Annotated in this window: 1 rRNA gene; it reads right to left on the bottom strand. The window is 48.2% G+C overall.

Going from position 1 to position 662, the window contains the following annotated elements:
- A 23S ribosomal RNA gene (locus tag AB9Q04_RS08035) occupies positions 1 to 662 on the bottom strand; the annotation flags it as partial.

The raw sequence follows: 662 nt of genomic DNA, 5'->3' as shown, positions 1-662 counted from the left end.
CTCCCAACTATCCTGTACATCTAATCTCAAAATCCAATATCAGCCTACAGTAAAGCTCCACGGGGTCTTTCCGTCCTAGCGTGGGTAAGTCGCATCTTCACGACTACTACAATTTCACCGGATCCTTTGTTGAGACAGTGCCCAAATCGTTACACCTTTCGTGCGGGTCGGAACTTACCCGACAAGGAATTTCGCTACCTTAGGACCGTTATAGTTACGGCCGCCGTTTACTGGGGCTTAAGTTCTAGCCTTCGCTTAACGCTAAGCCTTCCCCTTAACCTTCCAGCACCGGGCAGGTGTCAGCTCCTATACTTCATCTTACGATTTTGCAGAAACTTGTGTTTTTGGTAAACAGTCGCTTGGGCCTGGTTTCTGTGGCCAGATCGCTCTGGCTCCCCTTCTCCCGAAGTTACGGGGACATTTTGCCGAGTTCCTTAACAAAGGTTCTTCCGCGCGTCTTGGTATTCTCTACCTCCCTACCTGTGTCGGTTTTGGTACGGGCGCTTTGGTCTTGATAGTGACTTTTCTTGGCAATTTGAAATTTGCTACTTCTCTACTCATGTTTTCGATACCTATCACACATCAGCCTTATGATTAGCGGATTTGCCTACTAATCAGCCTTTGTGCTTAGACTGCCATCCATCGGGCAGCTTAGCTTATCC

The sequence above is a fragment of the Anaerococcus groningensis genome (assembly GCF_046365465.1).
In the GTDB taxonomy this organism is placed as follows: Bacteria; Bacillota; Clostridia; order Tissierellales; family Peptoniphilaceae; genus Anaerococcus; species Anaerococcus groningensis.
Note: the sequence above shows the minus strand (reverse complement) of the source record. Positions and strands in the feature narration are given on the sequence as shown.